Genomic DNA, 13,897 nt, shown 5'->3' on the forward strand with positions numbered 1-13,897 from the left:
TCCATGCTGGCAAAGCCTTTGTCGGACACCCCGGCGCCTCCTCGGGCACTGCCGAAATTTGAAGTGCGAAAGGTATATCTAAACCCTTTTACAGCGACAATGAACGAATCAGATTTTGAACAACTAACAGGCGATATCATTTTAAATCTATGCCTTGTAGACACATGTAAGAAGATCTTGATGGAAATCTGTAGGAACGCTTGGATTGGATCAATAAATGGATGGCTGGTTTAGAATTGATAGCAGCTGTTGGGTTATGTGAGAAATAATACCCCTGGTTGGCAGCTTTGGCCGTGAGCGGTCCGTTTTGAAAGGGGCGTTTTGCTGTTTTTCGTGCCTTTTTACCAGGATGGCGCCAACATCCAGAACAAATTGACCGCTCTCAGCGACTTGTCTTTCAACTCAGCGCTACAAAGAATTTTCCGTGCCGGCGTGATGTTGTCGCCTGGCTGATGTTCCAATGCTTTATTGCGTATATCTCTTTGCTTACCTGCCAACTCATTTTGATCGACATTTGCCAACAAGTCTTTATAGAACCGAATCTTTTTAGCTGCGGAAAAATAGCCATAAACCGCATATCCAAAAAACAAACCCGCAATAATCAAAAGTAACAGCACAAAAAAAGCACTTAAACCTTCACCTTCAGTCATACCACCGTTAAAAAGTAGTTTTATTCATTTCTAAGGTATCCTTTATTCTGAATCGTTTCCAATCAATACAAGTGTTTCGACATCCTGATCTATCTCCAACGTCTCCACGTTGCGTAGTTTTCTTTCCATCGCGTTGGCCCGCGTGGTTTGCAAGGTTTCCAATGAATTGGAGGCGGTGTGCAGATGCTTCTTCACCTTTTCCAATTGATCGGCATATTTCAAAAATTCGGTCTTCACCTCCGCCAACACCTTCCACACTTCACTGCTGCGTTTTTGTACGGCCAGGGTTCTAAAGCCCATGTGCAGACTGTTCAATAAGGCCGATAGCGTGGTCGGGCCGGTAATCGTGATTCGGTAGGTCCGTTGCAGTTTTTCAAATAGTTCAGGGTGCCGTAGAATTTCGGCATAAAGACTTTCCACCGGCAGGAACATAATCGCGAAATCGGTGGTATTCGGCGGGTCGATATATTTACTGCTGATATCCTTGGCGAAGCTCTCGACCGCGTTCAGTAGTTGCTTTTGCGCCAAGTTAATCTTGACCGTATCGCCTTCCTCGAAAGCGAGTAACAAAGATTGATAGCTTTCCAACGGAAACTTGGAGTCGATCGGCAACCAGACCGTCTTGTCGTCGGCCTTGCCGGGCAATTTGACGGCATATTCGACGTTGGCTTGACTGCCTTTTTTGGTCGCGACATTGATGTCGTATTGATCCGGCGACAAAATTTGTTCGAGTATGTTGCCCAATTGATATTCGCCCAAAATGCCGCGCGTTTTGACGTTCGACAGCACTTTTTTCAGGTCGCCGACGCCGACGGCCAGATTCTGCATTTCGCCCAGCCCCTTATGAACTTGCTCCAAACGGTCGCTGACATGCTTGAAGGATTCGCCCAGGCGTTTTTCCAGTGTTTCATGCAGTTTCTCATCGACGGTTCTGCGCATCTCATTCAACTGCGTCGTGTTGTCTTCGCGGATCGATTTCAGTTGTTTTTCGATCGTTTCTCTGATTTCCGCGATGCTGGTTTTGGCCTGTTGCGCGGATTCTTGTTGTTGTTTATTCAGGTCGGCAAAGCGTAAGCGAAGCTGTTCGTTGAAATCCTTGAGGCCTTCGCCGAATTTGTCTTCGAACGATTTCAAGGCCTCTTTGAGCTCTTTGCGATTGTCTTTTGCGTCGTTTTGAATGCCTTCTTGAAATCCGTTCAATCGGCCGATGGTTTTCTCTCCGAAGGACTCCTGCTGTTTATTGAACTCGGAAAACCGCGCCTGCAGTTGTTCGCTTAACTGTTGGATCGATTGCGCGGACTTTTCCTCGAACGACTTTAAGCCGGCATTGAGTTCTTGACGGTTCTCTTTCGCATCGGTCTTGATGCTTTCTTCAAAAGCGTCCAATTTTTCCAGCGTTTTTTCCCTAAATTCATCTTGTTTTTTGTTCAACGACTCGCTGGAAGCCAGAAATGACGCGCTGACGCTTTGCTTGAAGTCATTGGAGTTGGTGATCAGCTTTTCCGATAAGGCATTTAATGCATCTTTGAAACTACCTAACTGCCGATTTTGTTCACTGCCGTTTTCAACGACCCTTTTCAATAAGGTATCCTGAAAATCCTTGAACAATTCGCTCATTTCGCGCCGGTTTTCAGTGCTCACCTCGCGCAGTTCCTTGCGTGATTCGCTCAAGCCGTCTTTCAACGCTTCCTCGTTTCTTTCCAGAAGCTGTATCAATTCAAGCCGGATTTGTTCGGAGTTCGAACGCGATAAGACACTGACCTTGCGTAGCACCAAGATCAACAGCAACGTGATTAACGACAAAAATACGGCAGCCGCGCCGCTCAGTAGAAGGGGATCAAGCATGTTTTTTCCTTATTGTTATTGTTTTTTAACCACAGAGAGCACAGAGTACACAGAGATTTATGTTCTTCCACACTCTGTGCTCACTGTGTCCTTTGTGGTCTTATAATGCCTTTCATGCATCGCTAAAGTTCACCGGCGAAGGCTTTTTGGCTCAGTGATTCAAATAAAGGGTAACTTAATGCCTTCGTATTTGTATTTTGAAATTTCCATGTTGCTAAGACTTTGGCTCTTCCGGATTTCCAGTGGTAACCTCTATATCTAGTGTTTCGCAAACAAGATTCGGCATCCCTGTACATCCAGCCAAATATGCTGGAATAATCGACCCAGGTTATAAATGCCATAGCAGCGGCGCTTGATCACTTTGATTTTAATGTTCAGCCCTTCGACAAAGCCGCTGGTTTCGCGTCCAATAAAATAGTTGGTGATCTTATCCCGCCAGTTATCCAACGTGGTGATAAAAGGCGCAAAACATTCAAAGCCCAATGCCTTGAATCGCCCCAGCCATTGCGTTAAGGCTTGTTCGTATTTCTCGACACGAACATTGGGTAAATCCAGCGGTATTCAAGGAAAAGTAATGGTGCTTCGGTATTATATATCAGGCTTCGGCTTCGGACCTCTGGCAGATTATACTCATCGCAGATCAAAATTCGGCGCCGGGATGCCCGTCAAAGGACGCCGTGAATACGCCCATGTAGGCTCTATGCCAGCTCCATGCTGGCAAAGCCTTTGCCGAACACCCCGACGCCTCCATACGCTAATGCCGAAATTTGAAGTGCGATAGGTATATATCGAAAAAAACCTTGTAAATCTGGCTGTTGCGGCGCTAACCGTGTTGCGCGCATACGATATCGTGGGACGTCCCCGACAAAATTTAATGCCATTTGGATCGTTTGAATCGTGGTCGGATTGGATTCGCAGTGCAATTGTTTGGGCCGGTTTAGATGATTCATTCGCCGGTCTATGCCGGTGGGATACCATCGACCTCATCCGGTCCGAATTGGCGGGGGTCCTCGAATGTTGGCACGACGCAATTGGCAAGGAGTGCGTAACGGTCAATCAACTGGTCAAATATGCAACCACATCATGCGAACCACTTTTTCAGGCGCTATTTGATGTGCCCGAGAGCTCTAGTGGCATTAACCGGCCGCGACTGGGCCAATTTCTAATGAAATACATCGACAGAATTGAATCCGGATATCAATTGACGATCGCCGACACTTCCGGGACGAGGAAAAAATATCGGGTTGAAAAAATAATTTAATCACCGCTCTGCAGGGTGTGCAGTATTTTTTTACGATAATTCATTTTTTTTATTTTTTGTGGATGTATAAAAATAAACTGCTAATCCTGCGCGGCAGTACCATCGATAAATCGATTTTCCGTTATCGACCCATTATTGGCACTCGCGCTTCTCCAAACCGGCCAGTCAGTCAAATCCAGATTCTGTGAACTAGAGGTCTACAAGCAGTCATTGGCGACATGACTCATTCGGCCATCTGCGGACAGTCAGTGAGTATCAATAAAAGTACAGTATTTGTCAGTAACCTACCCTTGGAAAATTGGGGGCTATCTCGATCATGTGCATGATGATGGCTTTGCGGAAACTGAAGCCGGTTTTCACTTCATTGCTTTTTACGGAGTCGCATTATGAGAAATTCTTCGACTTGAGCAGAGAGAAACTCTTGTTGGATTAGGTTCGATACCGTACAGACCGGCAGCTTTTTGGTGCATATCATTATAAAGTAACGATCATGAAGACCTCGCCATCGCCCCGGCAAATGAAAGTTCGGGGCGTAGGGAGGGTGCGGTCACTCGCCCGACAGGACGCCGTAAATACGCCCATCTATGCTCGACGGCGGCGACTGATTGCCATGGATGGCATGAATGCAGATTTTGCAGGAGCAAAAATCTGCCCTGCCGCCGACGCCTGTCGATCGGGCAACCGCACCCTCTTCGGAATCGGCATTTTCGTTGCTGAGCTTTTGTATATCGAAAAATTAGATAAAGAGTCTACATCTACGAACTTTCACAGTAAATGACTGGTATCACAATTCGTGGTGCTGTTTATGACCATCGGCGCATAGACAAATAAAAAATTGTCATCAATATTTCAAAACATCAATTTTTGGAGAAAGCCATGAAAAAATTAATTCAATTAAAAGATAAGGCTATGACTTTTAGTCACCAGGTAGAAGGAAGGGTATTGCCACCATTGCTATTATGGATGCTCGGTGTTCCAGCAGGGGTTTGTGTGATTTTATGGTTTTTATTCTTTAGATAGCAAGCTTGAATCGTTTAAAAACCGAATTAAAAACTGGCATCTCGCGGCAAATCGGCAGACCCCAAACCGCCTGCCAAGGCTGAAATGCTTGTGAACATTGGTGTTTGTTCACCCACTTCGGTCAAGACTTTAGCTGTTATATATTTTTTCAGCGATTCGGTTCCTAAAATAGAATATTTGTTAGATACGGTATCTTAACTTTTCTAGTAAGAAGGATAATTCATATGAATACGTTTCTTCAACTCTCTTTTACAGCAAAATCGACGCTTATTTTGTTGGCCTTGACCTTAACAGGTTGTCCACTCAATGTGAATTTGATAACTGATAAACCTATTACGCTTGTAATCGATAAACCTATTCAAGTCGGCATCGACAACCCTATTAAAGTCGACGGAAACATTGCCGTCACCAAATTACCGCCGATAACCTTGGGAAACCCTTTGAGAGAAAATAAAAAGTAATATGGAACAACAGCTTATATTTCGAACAAAACAGTTAAAGTTGATATGACTTTCTTTTTGCCGAAAATGCGCCTCGCCTATTCCGCGAGGTTCTCTCTGAATCCAAACCCAGGCACAAACAAAAAAGGCCTGCATTTCTGCAAGCCTTTAAATTTGTTGGAGCTGGTGATGGGACTCGAACCCGCGACCGGCTGATTACAAATCAGCTGCTCTACCAACTGAGCTACACCAGCGAAGAAGCCGAAATTATACAGAACATATTTTTCGCTGCAAGTATTTTTTTATTTTCTTTATTAGTTATGGCTCATTTGAACAAGTATCCGGCACCCAAGCACTTGTTTTACCGGTGATATGATAGGCGGCCAATCCCAGCCATTCTCGGACGGCATAAGTCAATTGCTCTAAATTTTCTCCGAACGCAAAACCGAGACTTGTCGACTCGCCCGGCACCGTCCAGTGGTCGACCGGATACGGAATGACCGGCCAACCGACCCGACAAAATACGCCTACTGCTCTTGGCATATGCGAAGCACTGGTGATTAATAACCATTTTTCGCCTTTTTCGGGCCTAACCAATTCTTTGCCCAGCAAGGCATTTTCGTAGGTGTTTCTTGAGCGCCGTTCGAATTGAATTGTCCCGATATCGAAACCTTGTTGTTCGAAGAGCAGGGCGGCCACATCGGCTTCCTGAAATTGCTTATCCAGCTTACTACCCAATCCGCCGGTAAAGACTAATCTTGCGTCAGGATATTTTCTAGCCATCTGCATGAAGCTCAGTGCACGTTCCGAATAGGCTTTTAGCTCAACCTGCTGCCAAGCATAGCTGGCGTCGATTTTTTCTGCGCCGGCTAACATGATAATGCCGTCCAATTGCTCAGGCAGCGGCGGGTTCGCCGGAAATTTCGTTTCCAAAGGAAGCAGCAACCAACTACCGACCGGCAATAAAGCGATCACCCAGCATAATAAAACCAAGGCACTGAATCCATAAAGCGCTATTTGTTGGTAGCCTGACCAAAACAACCCGCAAACCAGAGTCAGTAAAATCAACAACAAATGATCCGGAGCAAATAAGCCCCAAACCAGTTTCGACACCCAATAAAAGACTGAATCCACTGTCTTAAGCACCGGTTAGCCTATTAAATAATCGACAACGATCCCTGTAAACACAGCCAGACCGAACCAATTATTATTGAGAAACGCTTTGAAGCAATCGGCTTTTTCGCGATGATAAATCAGCTTCTGCTGATAAGCCGAAAACCCGGCGGCGGCGGTTAGCCCTGCATAGTAAATCCACCCCATTTGTTCCATTCGCCCGACAATGATTAGTAACGTTAAAATTACGACCTGCAAGCCGGCAATAATTTCTCTATCCCTATCGCCGAATAATATCGCGGTCGACTTGACGCCGATTTTTAAATCGTCGTCCTTATCGACCATCGCATACATTGTGTCGTAAACCAAAGCCCATAAAATTACCGCCAAATACAGCAACCATGAAACCAAGGGCAAGCTTTGTGTTTCGGCGGCATAAGCCATCGGTACGGCCCAACCGAAAGCCATGCCCAAAAAGGCTTGCGGCAAATGGGTATAACGTTTCATAAACGGGTAGCCGGCAGCTAAAATGGCACCGCCAATAGACAGTACAATCGTCATCGTATTCAGCAATAAAACCAAACCGAACGCGATTAGGCTCAAGACGGCGAAGAGCACCAATGCCTCCTTCGGCCGCACCTCTCCGGTAGCGATCGGGCGCTGTTTGGTGCGCTCGACATGCGGGTCGAATTCGCGATCGGCATAGTCATTGATAACGCAACCGGCCGCTCGCATCAAAATGACACCTAACACGAAAACGGTCAAAATTTTCAAACTCGGCGAACCGCCGGAGGCCAACCAAAGCGCCCACAGCGTGGGCCATAAGAGTATCAATATACCGATTGGGCGGTCGAATCGGGCTAGGCGCCAATAAAGTTTTGCCCTGTCGACGATAGTTTGAGTATTCAATGACTTACCTTTTTGTCCTAAGTACGTTAAAAAATGCCGAAACGGCTACTCCCTTTTGATCGAAAAACCGTCTAAGGATAAACGGTATGGGATGTATCTATCGAGGACCGCCGTGAACCCATCCATGGGGGCTTGACGGCAGCAATCGAAAGCTAGGGATGGCGTGAATGCAGATTTTGCAGGAGCAAAAATCTGCCCTGCTGCCTACATCCTCGCTAGCCACACCCCATACCTTCATAAGGTTAACTATTTTTTGAGTATAAAGGGAGTAATAGATTACAGGAAACCCAAACCATAAAGCCGCGAGCCCTAGTCTTTAAAAAATTAAGGGACCTCTTTAAGTAGGCGCTTCGTTTGCCATCTGCCGCCCGCATAAATGATGTTATTATAACGTTTTACAATTTGACCATAGCCAAAACACGATGAACGTAAAAATTTATCACAATCCCCGTTGCAGCAAATCGCGTCAAACCTTGCAACTCCTGCAAGGCAAAGATCTCGATATCGAAATCATCGAATACTTGAAAACCCCGCCTACCGCCGATGAGTTGAACGAAATCCTCAATCTGCTTGGCATCGAGCCGCGCGATTTGATGCGTAAGAACGAAAGCGAGTATAAAGAAACCGGCATGGACGATCCTTCTCTGGACCGACAAGCCTTGATAGCCGGCATGGTTGCAACGCCTAAATTGATCGAACGACCGATCGTGCTAGCCAACGGCAAAGCGGCTATCGGACGTCCTCCCGAACACGTTCTGGAAATTTTATAACTTGTTCCGGCTCGACACGGCTCACACTAATAACTTAAGACCGGCCCATGACTGCAAAACATTATCACCGCATCGCCTTAGCCGGTTTTTTCGGGCTGTTTAGTTTGTTGATGGCCTGGCCTACCGTGTTGACGCCGCCGGATCAACTGCCTACCGCATTGGTATTGCTGCTGAGCGTTTCGCCGTTATTATTGCCGATGCGCGGTTTGCTCGCGGGTAAAGCGAGAAGCTGTGCCTGGGCAGCCTATATTAGCCTACTTTATTTTATCCATGGATCGGTCGAAGCTTATGCCAATCCATTACAAAGGCCTTATGCGTTACTGGAAGTTACCTTCAGTTTAATGCTGTTTGTCGGCGCAAGCCTTTATGTCCGTTATCATAAAAAAAAGCCTTGATGCATGGCCGAGCAATTACCGTTACTTTTCGAACACAAGTTTAACCTGACCTTTGCCAATTTCTATCCGGGCAAAAACCGGGAAATTATCGGCCACTTGAAAGATTGCGTTTCCGGCACCGGAGAGCAGCAGATTTATCTTTGGGGCAATCTTGGCCTTGGCAAGAGCCATTTATTGCAAGCCTGCTGTCAATTGGCCCAGGAACTGAAAAAAACCACGTTTTACTATTCTTTCGTAGCGGACGCTCTGCCCAGCACCGAAATTCTGAGCGGCCTCGAAGAATACGAAGTCGTCTGCTTCGACAACATCGATGCGATTGCCGAAACCTCAGACTGGGAGCTCGCATTTTTCAATTTCTATAATCGCCACCGGGATCGTGGTTTTAAGTTAATACTGTCTTCGAATTGTCCGCCCAATTGGCTGACCATCCGACTGCCCGATCTAAAAACCCGGTTGAACTGGGGACTGACACTAAAACTGCAGGAACTGTCGGATCAGGAAAGCATTGAGGCTCTGGCCTTTAAAGCCAAACAAATGGGCTTTGAAATCAATCCCACGGTCGGCCGTTTTTTGCTGAGTCATTATGCCCGAGACTTAGCCTCGTTGTGGCGCTTGCTCGATCGACTGGATCATGCGACGCTAGCCGCCAAACGTAAATTGACTCTGCCTTTTTTGAAACAATTTCTCAGTCAAGATGAAAGCGATTAACATACTAATCGTCGGTGCCGGAGCGATCGGCGGTTTTTACGGCGCATTATTGGCGAAAGCCGGCGCCATGGTATCGGTCGTATGCCGGTCCGAATACAACCTGATCGAACAATCCGGCTATTCGATCGAAAGCCGAGACTTGGGCGGCTGGCGCTTCAAGCCGCAACATGTCTTGCGACATTCAGAAGACTATCCGGAACAAGCCGATTATGTTGTGCTCTGCACCAAGGCGATCGATGTTTCGAAAAACCTCGAGCTCATCCGTCCCGCAGTTTCGAATAACACCGCGATCGTTTTTATACAAAACGGCGTAGAAACCGAACAAGCTTTCATCGATGCCTTTCCAGGCAACGAAATCATCAGCGGCTTGGCTTTCATCTGTTGCAACAGAATCGGACCCGGACAAATTGCTCATTTGGCTTACGGCCGCTTGGCCTTGGGCAGCTTAACCAACACCATTAGCCCCAAAGCCGAACAGCTTGGCGCCTTATTCAATGCGGCCGGCATCGAATGCCGAATTACCGACGACATCATCGGCGCACGCTGGCAAAAATGCGTTTGGAATGCGCCGTTCAATCCACTGTCGGTGTTATCCGGAGGATTGGCGACTCAGGACATATTGAACACGCAGGAGCCCTTGGTGCGCGGCATCATGCAAGAAATCGCCGCGATCGCATCGGCCTGCGGACACCCATTGCCCGAAGACATCATCGAACGCAATATCGCCAACACGCACACAATGCCGCCCTACAAAACCAGCATGCTGCTCGATTACGAACAAGGCCGCCCGATGGAAACCGAAGCGATACTCGGCAATACGGTGCGCGCCGCACAGCGAGAAGGCATACCCTGCCCGCATCTGGAGACACTCTATGCCTTGATGAATTTGCGAGAACTGAAAATCGCTCAGAGTCCGAACACCTATTAACGCAAACTCGAACTCTAACCCGCCGAAGCATCCCGCGACAAACGAATCACCAAGGCATCGCCGACCCTTCGTATTTAATGAAACTGCCGCTTTGCCGAAGCGAAAAAGCATCGATCATCTTACGCATACCGGTGACGCTCTCGTCGGCATCGATCAAACCGTTCGGTCCGCCCATATCGGTCCTGACCCAACCCGGATGAAAAATCAACACGCCTACTCCGCGGTCCATTAAATCGATCGACACACTTTTCATCGCGGCATTCAACGCGGCTTTGCTGGAACGATACAAAATACTGCCGCCGCTGGAATTATCGGCAATGCTGCCCATTTGACTGCTCAACGCCACGATCAATTTTTTATCGCTACGCTGAAGCTGCGGCAAAAAAGCCTCGCTCATTTTGACCGGCGCTTGCGAATTGACCAGCAGGGTATGCGACCAAGCCTGATAATCCAAATTGCCGAAACCGCCCCCCGACTTATCGCCGTAAACGCCGGCATTATTGATCAAGACGTCTATGGTTTCATCGGCCAATCGCGCCGACATGGCATCGATTTGCGAAAAATCAGCGACATCCAAGGTTTCGATTTGAATCGAGGCATGACGCGCCGCCAGATCCTGAAGTTTTTCGGCATTAGAGGGATTCCGACAGACTGCGATGACCCGATCGCCCGCTTCAGCATATTGACGACAAAACTCCAACCCCAAGCCGCGATTGGCTCCGGTAACTAAAATGGTTTGCATGGTACTGACTCCTTATTGATGACACATTTTTTATGATTCACAACCCAATAGATAAGCACTGAATAACTTAGGCTTTTGAAGCCCTCAACCTTCTCCCGGAAAGAACTATTGCTCAAGTTATTTCATGATTACTCCTTAGCCAGGGCGACCTCGATAGCATCTATTGCCGCCTGACGTTTGCGGCTTCGATATCGCGATCTGGGGATCGCTCCCACAGAGCTTCCGGCCTCCTTGTGGGAGCGACGCCTTCGTCGCGATTGTCAAAGCCACTGATGCTCAATATCGGCAGATTTTTCAAACAGCACTATTCTCCGATATTTAATATCTTCCGTTCGGCAAGTTTTGCCTTCCGCTAACCGCCGCCTCGATGATATAGCCGTGAAAGACGGCACATAAAAACGTCGACTTCCTGTTCGGAATACGCGTCAAACTCGAATTCAACGCGCAACTGCGGCAAGCGAAGCTTGCCCAACACACGATCGGCGTTGCTGTTCATGCGGATCGTCAACATCCGCCCTGATTCATTTAATAGCCATGTTTCGGCATCGACCGAATAGCCGTCGGGCAATAAAACCGGCAAATGCCTAACGAAATCACCTTGCGTCATTGCCAATACCTTGACGACTATGCTTTTAGCCACCGGCCACCGGCGGCCAAACCGCCAAGACATCGCCTTCCTTTAAAATCGGACGATCACGATCCACTGGCTCGATAAATATACCGTTGATCAAAAGCAAATGAACTTGATTACGGGGTAAATTAAACCGCTCCAGCACTTGATGCGGCGATTCCGCTTCGGATAACGTCATAATCAGGCCTTCGCTCGTGGTTCCGGTCGGTAAATAACGCCGCAAACCGGCAAATAATTTAACAGTGATCTTCATGAACGGTAAACTAACACAAATCAAGGTATTTTAGTCATTCACTGTCAAGATTCCCGATATCGTCACTACCGCAACAGCCGCTAAGCATCGACAAACGCTTTTTGGTCTTCAAGATATCAAGCCAGGCACACATATCAATGCAATCGGCGGCGACTCCCCGGCAAAACCGAATTACCGGCGGAACTGCTAACTTCAAGTTAAACTAGTCGTCGAATACACACCGCAAAGCTTAATAGAATGCGGAACTCAGCAAGGCGATGGCGAACTGATCCATGCCGAATTAGCGGAACTGATCTGCGGAACGAAAATCGGCCGTAACAACGATCGAGAGATTACACTATTAGATTCGGTAGGTTTCGCGCTGAAAGACTTTTCGATACTTCGCATCATCTACGAGCTCGCGACCGAATTAAAGTTCGGCACCGAAATAACACTATTGCCCGAAGTGGACGATCCTAAAGATTTATTCGGTTTTTTGGCCTCCTGACAAGACTTCGCGTACTATTCGCCGATACTTGGCTTCAGCCTCAACTCAAATAATCCCGGCTCATCCGCCATCAATACGGTTAATTTATTTTTTATCCCACCCAAGACATGACTACGATCAATTCCGAAAAACCCACTTCTTCCGACAAAGCACCGCCTAAAATGCCCGGCGCGTTGCCGCTGATCGGGCACATGCTCGAATTCGGCAAAAATCCCTTCAACTACATGATGAAGCTCCGAAATACGCTCGGAGAGATCGGCGAGTTCCGTATGTTTCATCAACGCATGGTGCTGATGACCGGCCCCGAGGCGAACGAGGCGTTTTTTCGCGCGCCCGACACGCAACTCGACCAAAGCCAGGCCTATAAAATCATGACGCCCATTTTCGGCAAGGGCGTGGTTTTCGATGCACCGCCGGATAAAAAAGATCAACAACTGAAAATGCTGATGCCGGTGTTGCGCGATAAACCGATGCGCGGCTATGCGCAAATCATCGTCGCCGAAGTCGAGCAAATGGTCGCCGACTGGGGCGACAGCGGCGAGATCGATTTATTGGAATTCATGAAGGAATTGACGATTTACACGTCCAGCCACTGCCTGCTCGGCAACGAGTTCCGCTATGAATTGAATGAAGAATTCGCCAAAATCTATCACGACCTCGAAAAAGGCGTGAATCCCCTCGCCTTCGTGTTTCCCTATTTGCCGCTGCCGGTCTTCCGCCGCCGCGATAAGGCGCGCGCCAGACTTCAGGAAATGGTCACCGGCATCATTGCCAAGCGCGCGCAAAAACCCGAGAAGAGCGAAGACGCCTTTCAACTCTTGATCGACGCCCGATATGACGACGGCAGCCGCCTGTCGCCTCATGAAATTACCGGCATGCTGATCGGTACGATCTTCGCCGGACACCATACCACAGCCGGCACCGCCGCATGGACGCTACTAGAACTGGCACGCCGGCCCGAGCACATGCAAGCCGTATTGAGCGAGCTGGATCGATTATTCGGTGCGGACGGCGAAGTCACTTTTCAATCCCTGCGCGAAATGCCGCTGCTGGAAAACGTCATCAAAGAAGTCTTGCGCCTGCACCCGCCGCTAATATTCTTGATTCGCAAGGTCATGCAGGATTTTCATTTCAAGGATTACACGGTCAAGGCCGGGAAATATGTCTGCACGTCGCCGCGAGTATCGCATCGCATTGAGGAAATTTTTCCGGAACCTGAAAAATTCGATCCCGAGCGCTATACCGAAGCGCGCCAAGAAGACGCCAAGCCGTTCAGCTGGATCGCGTTTGGCGGCGGCAAACATAAATGCACCGGCAATGCATTCGCGATGCTGCAATTGAAAGCGATCATCGCCGTGCTGCTGCGCCGCTATACCTTCGAACTGACCGACGCCAAAGACCATTATCAAGACGACTTCACGCAAATGGTGGTGCAACCGGTATCGCCATGCAGGGTACGTTACCGCAAACGCCAAACCATGAGCGACACCGCCACCCAAGCATCGGAAGCCGGCACGGCCGAAAAAACCCCGACCGGAGAATCCTTTCGGATCGTCATCGACCGCGAACTTTGCCAAGGCCATGCTACCTGCATGAGCGAGGCGCCCGAACTGTTCCAGGTCGACGACGACGGCAACTTGACCGTGTTACAAGAAAACCCGGCACTGGATTTGTTGAACAAAGCCAAGCAAGCCGAAAAATATTGCCCGACCCAAGCCATTAAAATTCAATTAAAATAGAGAGCA

At 48.2% G+C, this 13,897-nt stretch carries 18 protein-coding genes, 1 tRNA gene and 1 pseudogene; 9 read left to right on the forward strand and 11 right to left on the reverse strand.

Annotated elements, in window-relative coordinates; translation table 11 throughout:
- Positions 1-341 precede the first annotated feature (341 nt).
- From EQU24_RS17480 to EQU24_RS23070, 4 genes are all read right to left on the reverse strand, one after another.
- Complete coding sequence (locus tag EQU24_RS17480; RefSeq protein ID WP_017842331.1) at positions 342-650, reverse strand: hypothetical protein; 309 nt, start codon at positions 648-650, stop codon at positions 342-344.
- Positions 651-692: 42 nt separating this feature from the next.
- A complete protein-coding gene (locus tag EQU24_RS17485) occupies positions 693-2,495 on the reverse strand; it encodes a DNA recombination protein RmuC (RefSeq protein WP_017842330.1) in 1,803 nt (600 codons plus the stop codon).
- Between the two features lie 258 nt (positions 2,496-2,753).
- Complete coding sequence (locus tag EQU24_RS17490; RefSeq protein ID WP_138767207.1) at positions 2,754-3,056, reverse strand: transposase; 303 nt, start codon at positions 3,054-3,056, stop codon at positions 2,754-2,756.
- Positions 3,057-3,193: 137 nt separating this feature from the next.
- The gene (locus EQU24_RS23070) at positions 3,194-3,445 is read right to left on the reverse strand and encodes a hypothetical protein (protein WP_235726431.1); all 252 of its coding nucleotides are present in this window, start codon (positions 3,443-3,445) and stop codon (positions 3,194-3,196) included.
- Between the two features lie 801 nt (positions 3,446-4,246).
- On the opposite strand from EQU24_RS23070, the gene EQU24_RS22540 reads away from it, so the two are divergent.
- Together EQU24_RS22540 and EQU24_RS22545 are read left to right on the forward strand one after the other, a co-directional pair.
- The gene (locus tag EQU24_RS22540; protein WP_175421701.1) at positions 4,247-4,534 is read left to right on the forward strand and encodes a hypothetical protein; all 288 of its coding nucleotides are present in this window, start codon (positions 4,247-4,249) and stop codon (positions 4,532-4,534) included.
- 98 nt (positions 4,535-4,632) lie between these two features.
- Positions 4,633-4,776: a hypothetical protein gene (locus EQU24_RS22545; RefSeq protein WP_162472910.1), complete on the forward strand. Its 144-nt coding sequence runs from the start codon at positions 4,633-4,635 to the stop codon at positions 4,774-4,776.
- Between the two features lie 26 nt (positions 4,777-4,802).
- On the opposite strand, the gene EQU24_RS23490 is transcribed toward EQU24_RS22545, so the two are convergent.
- Positions 4,803-4,946: a catalase gene (locus tag EQU24_RS23490; protein ID WP_138767344.1), complete on the reverse strand. Its 144-nt coding sequence runs from the start codon at positions 4,944-4,946 to the stop codon at positions 4,803-4,805.
- A gap of 54 nt (positions 4,947-5,000) precedes the next feature.
- Here EQU24_RS23490 and EQU24_RS17505 point away from each other — a divergent pair, with 54 nt between their 5' ends.
- Positions 5,001-5,237, forward strand: a complete 237-nt coding sequence (locus EQU24_RS17505; protein WP_014147281.1) for a hypothetical protein — start codon at positions 5,001-5,003, stop codon at positions 5,235-5,237.
- 157 nt (positions 5,238-5,394) lie between these two features.
- Here the strand turns inward: EQU24_RS17505 and EQU24_RS17510 are convergent.
- From EQU24_RS17510 to ubiA, 3 genes are all read right to left on the reverse strand, one after another.
- Positions 5,395-5,470, reverse strand: a tRNA-Thr gene (locus EQU24_RS17510).
- A 64-nt stretch (positions 5,471-5,534) separates the two neighbouring features.
- On the reverse strand, positions 5,535-6,350 hold the full coding sequence (locus EQU24_RS17515; RefSeq protein WP_017842324.1) for a YdcF family protein: 816 nt from the start codon (positions 6,348-6,350) through the stop codon (positions 5,535-5,537).
- 15 nt (positions 6,351-6,365) lie between these two features.
- A complete protein-coding gene (gene ubiA, locus EQU24_RS17520) occupies positions 6,366-7,238 on the reverse strand; it encodes a 4-hydroxybenzoate octaprenyltransferase (protein WP_017842323.1) in 873 nt (290 codons plus the stop codon).
- A 422-nt stretch (positions 7,239-7,660) separates the two neighbouring features.
- On the opposite strand from ubiA, the gene arsC reads away from it, so the two are divergent.
- From arsC to EQU24_RS17545, 4 genes are read left to right on the forward strand one after another with little or no spacing between them, the layout of a single operon-like run.
- Positions 7,661-8,008, forward strand: a complete 348-nt coding sequence (arsC, locus tag EQU24_RS17530) for an arsenate reductase (glutaredoxin) (RefSeq protein ID WP_017842322.1) — start codon at positions 7,661-7,663, stop codon at positions 8,006-8,008.
- 47 nt (positions 8,009-8,055) lie between these two features.
- Positions 8,056-8,403, forward strand: coding sequence for a DUF2069 domain-containing protein (locus tag EQU24_RS17535; RefSeq protein WP_014147277.1), 348 nt, complete (start codon positions 8,056-8,058; stop codon positions 8,401-8,403).
- A gap of 3 nt (positions 8,404-8,406) precedes the next feature.
- Entirely contained in the window at positions 8,407-9,111 is a 705-nt protein-coding gene (hda, locus tag EQU24_RS17540) for a DnaA regulatory inactivator Hda (protein ID WP_017842321.1), read from the forward strand.
- Positions 9,098-10,039, forward strand: coding sequence for a ketopantoate reductase family protein (locus EQU24_RS17545; protein ID WP_017842320.1), 942 nt, complete (start codon positions 9,098-9,100; stop codon positions 10,037-10,039). The genes hda and EQU24_RS17545 overlap by 14 nt, the downstream gene beginning before the upstream one ends.
- Positions 10,040-10,085: 46 nt before the next feature.
- On the opposite strand, the gene EQU24_RS17550 is transcribed toward EQU24_RS17545, so the two are convergent.
- The 3 genes from EQU24_RS17550 to EQU24_RS17560 form a co-directional block, all read right to left on the reverse strand.
- On the reverse strand, positions 10,086-10,781 hold the full coding sequence (locus tag EQU24_RS17550; protein WP_017842319.1) for an SDR family oxidoreductase: 696 nt from the start codon (positions 10,779-10,781) through the stop codon (positions 10,086-10,088).
- Between the two features lie 352 nt (positions 10,782-11,133).
- Positions 11,134-11,421, reverse strand: coding sequence for a hypothetical protein (locus EQU24_RS17555; RefSeq protein ID WP_017842318.1), 288 nt, complete (start codon positions 11,419-11,421; stop codon positions 11,134-11,136).
- Positions 11,414-11,665, reverse strand: a complete 252-nt coding sequence (locus EQU24_RS17560) for a MoaD/ThiS family protein (protein ID WP_017842317.1) — start codon at positions 11,663-11,665, stop codon at positions 11,414-11,416. Before EQU24_RS17560 ends, EQU24_RS17555 begins: the two co-directional genes overlap by 8 nt.
- 49 nt (positions 11,666-11,714) lie before the next feature.
- Here EQU24_RS17560 and EQU24_RS17565 point away from each other — a divergent pair.
- Together EQU24_RS17565 and EQU24_RS17570 are read left to right on the forward strand one after the other, a co-directional pair.
- A pseudogene (locus tag EQU24_RS17565) lies at positions 11,715-12,152 on the forward strand (Rossmann-fold NAD(P)-binding domain-containing protein).
- A 107-nt stretch (positions 12,153-12,259) separates the two neighbouring features.
- Positions 12,260-13,891: a cytochrome P450 gene (locus EQU24_RS17570; protein WP_017842316.1), complete on the forward strand. Its 1,632-nt coding sequence runs from the start codon at positions 12,260-12,262 to the stop codon at positions 13,889-13,891.
- Positions 13,892-13,897 lie beyond the last annotated feature (6 nt).

This window comes from Methylotuvimicrobium buryatense, from assembly GCF_005931095.1.
GTDB lineage: Bacteria > Pseudomonadota > Gammaproteobacteria > Methylococcales > Methylomonadaceae > Methylotuvimicrobium > Methylotuvimicrobium buryatense.

What these genes read in the sequence shown, in the direction of transcription:
- EQU24_RS17545 (WP_017842320.1), top strand. Translation starts at nt 9,098, where the DNA reads ATGAAAGCGATTAACATACTAATCGTCGGTGCCGGAGCGATCGGCGGT.
- EQU24_RS17505 (WP_014147281.1), top strand. Translation starts at nt 5,001, where the DNA reads ATGAATACGTTTCTTCAACTCTCTTTTACAGCAAAATCGACGCTTATT.
- EQU24_RS17535 (WP_014147277.1), top strand. Translation starts at nt 8,056, where the DNA reads ATGACTGCAAAACATTATCACCGCATCGCCTTAGCCGGTTTTTTCGGG.
- EQU24_RS17480 (WP_017842331.1), bottom strand. Translation starts at nt 650, where the DNA reads ATGACTGAAGGTGAAGGTTTAAGTGCTTTTTTTGTGCTGTTACTTTTG.
- hda (WP_017842321.1), top strand. Translation starts at nt 8,407, where the DNA reads ATGGCCGAGCAATTACCGTTACTTTTCGAACACAAGTTTAACCTGACC.
- EQU24_RS23070 (WP_235726431.1), bottom strand. Translation starts at nt 3,445, where the DNA reads ATGAATCATCTAAACCGGCCCAAACAATTGCACTGCGAATCCAATCCG.
- EQU24_RS22540 (WP_175421701.1), top strand. Translation starts at nt 4,247, where the DNA reads ATGAAGACCTCGCCATCGCCCCGGCAAATGAAAGTTCGGGGCGTAGGG.
- EQU24_RS17485 (WP_017842330.1), bottom strand. Translation starts at nt 2,495, where the DNA reads ATGCTTGATCCCCTTCTACTGAGCGGCGCGGCTGCCGTATTTTTGTCG.
- EQU24_RS17550 (WP_017842319.1), bottom strand. Translation starts at nt 10,781, where the DNA reads ATGCAAACCATTTTAGTTACCGGAGCCAATCGCGGCTTGGGGTTGGAG.
- EQU24_RS22545 (WP_162472910.1), top strand. Translation starts at nt 4,633, where the DNA reads ATGAAAAAATTAATTCAATTAAAAGATAAGGCTATGACTTTTAGTCAC.
- arsC (WP_017842322.1), top strand. Translation starts at nt 7,661, where the DNA reads ATGAACGTAAAAATTTATCACAATCCCCGTTGCAGCAAATCGCGTCAA.
- EQU24_RS17570 (WP_017842316.1), top strand. Translation starts at nt 12,260, where the DNA reads ATGACTACGATCAATTCCGAAAAACCCACTTCTTCCGACAAAGCACCG.
- EQU24_RS17560 (WP_017842317.1), bottom strand. Translation starts at nt 11,665, where the DNA reads ATGAAGATCACTGTTAAATTATTTGCCGGTTTGCGGCGTTATTTACCG.